The following is a 1,599-nucleotide window of genomic DNA, read 5'->3' as shown; positions in this document are numbered from 1 at the left end:
CACCTCACCTCGCCGATGTGGTTGCCCAGCATCACCGAGGTGGCCGACCATCTGATCGGCCACTTCGTCGACCAGGCCCGCCGTTCCGGCGCGTCCTGGACGGATATCGGCCAGAGCATGGGCGTCACCAAGCAGGCCGCCCAGAAGCGCTTCGTCCCCAAGACCCCCGCTGACGCCGGGCAGGCGGCGGCGCTCGACCCCAATGCCGGTTTCGCCCGCTTCACCCCGCGTGCCCGCCAGGTGGTGATGGCCGCCCAGGAGGAGGCCCGGGCCGTCGGCAATCTGGAAACCCGCCCCGAACACCTGATTCTCGGCCTGCTCTCGGAGCCGGAATCCCTCGCGGTCAAGGTGATCGAGGCCAAGGGCATCTCCGCCGACGCCGTCCGCCGGGTGGCCACCGCCGCGCTGCCCGCCGCCACCGGCGACCCGGTCCCGCCGCTCATCCCCTTCGACGCGCAGGCCCGCAAAGCCCTCGAGCTGACCTTCCGCGAGGCGCTGCGGCTCGGCCACAACTACGTCGGCACCGAGCACCTGCTGCTCGCCCTGCTCGACCTGGAACACGGCGCGGGCATCCTGTCCGGCCTGGGCCTGGACAAGGACGCGGTGCAGGCCGACGTCGTGGGCCTGCTGGCGTCGCTGACCGCGCCCGCCGCGCCGGCGGGCACCGAGGACACGCAGTAGTCCGCGTGTCGTTCCGCCCCACTGCCGACCTGGTGATGTATGCCCCGGGACCGGTGTCCTCGCGCCGGATCCCCTGGGGAGCATGTTGCGGCAGATACGATTGTGGAATGGCGGACGACGAGAGTTCCGACCTAGTTGCGGGGGAGCAGCGCGCTGACCTGCTGCGCGCGCTCAGCTATGTCTCCACAGAGGACACGCCCGACGGTGGCTACATCGTGAACGGAGACCTCCCACCCGAGGTCGCGCCTCCGTTCATCCGGGCGATCATGCGTATCGAAGCCGAACTCCTGCTGCAGGACGCCGAACTCGTCACCATCGAGCACGGTGAGCCCCGCACTCCGGAGGAGCGCCGCACCGATGCGCTGATCGCCCTGCTGCTGCGGGTCGACGACCGCTCGCACTTCTCGTAGTGCCGGGCGGGCGACCGGACCGCACGAGGTGACTCGTGCGGTCTTCCGCGCGTTTCGGGGCCCGGCCCCAACCTTGCAGTCGGTGGGGGTGAGTGCTAGAAATGGGTTTGGCACTCCATACCTGTGAGTGCTAGGTCGGGGCGGTGAGGCCGGGCTGGTTAACAAGCTCCTCGGTCGTCCGTCGCGGGCACCATGCCTGGCCAGAACACTGTCAATCCCCAGATCTGGAGGATCTCAACGCAATGGCCAAGACAATTGCGTACGACGAAGAGGCTCGCCGCGGTCTCGAGCGTGGTCTGAACGCCCTCGCTGACGCCGTCAAGGTGACCCTGGGCCCGAAGGGCCGCAACGTCGTGCTGGAGAAGAAGTGGGGCGCCCCCACCATCACCAACGACGGTGTCTCCATCGCGAAGGAAATCGAGCTCGAGGACCCGTACGAGAAGATCGGCGCGGAGCTCGTCAAGGAAGTCGCCAAGAAGACCGACGACGTCGCGGGTGACGGCACCAC

Annotated in this window: 3 protein-coding genes; all 3 read left to right on the top strand. The window is 68.6% G+C overall.

All coding sequences use genetic code 11. From position 1 onward, the window contains the following. A partial coding sequence (locus ACIRS4_RS36585) for a Clp protease N-terminal domain-containing protein (RefSeq protein ID WP_404204333.1) occupies positions 1-681 on the top strand: 681 nt, incomplete at its 5' end. Between the two features lie 107 nt (positions 682-788). Continuing rightward, positions 789-1,091 carry a hypothetical protein gene (locus ACIRS4_RS36580; RefSeq protein WP_357094617.1) on the top strand — a complete coding sequence of 101 codons (303 nt, stop codon included), beginning with the start codon at positions 789-791 and terminating at the stop codon, positions 1,089-1,091. Between the two features lie 242 nt (positions 1,092-1,333). Then, a partial coding sequence (locus ACIRS4_RS36575) for a TCP-1/cpn60 chaperonin family protein (RefSeq protein ID WP_404204331.1) occupies positions 1,334-1,599 on the top strand: 266 nt, incomplete at its 3' end.

Origin of the sequence: Streptomyces sp. NPDC101166 (assembly GCF_044768125.1) — a bacterium.
In the GTDB taxonomy this organism is placed as follows: domain Bacteria; phylum Actinomycetota; class Actinomycetes; order Streptomycetales; family Streptomycetaceae; genus Streptomyces.
This window is presented reverse-complemented; position numbering and strand designations above follow the sequence as displayed.

What these genes read in the sequence shown, in the direction of transcription:
- ACIRS4_RS36580 (WP_357094617.1), top strand. Translation starts at nt 789, where the DNA reads ATGGCGGACGACGAGAGTTCCGACCTAGTTGCGGGGGAGCAGCGCGCT.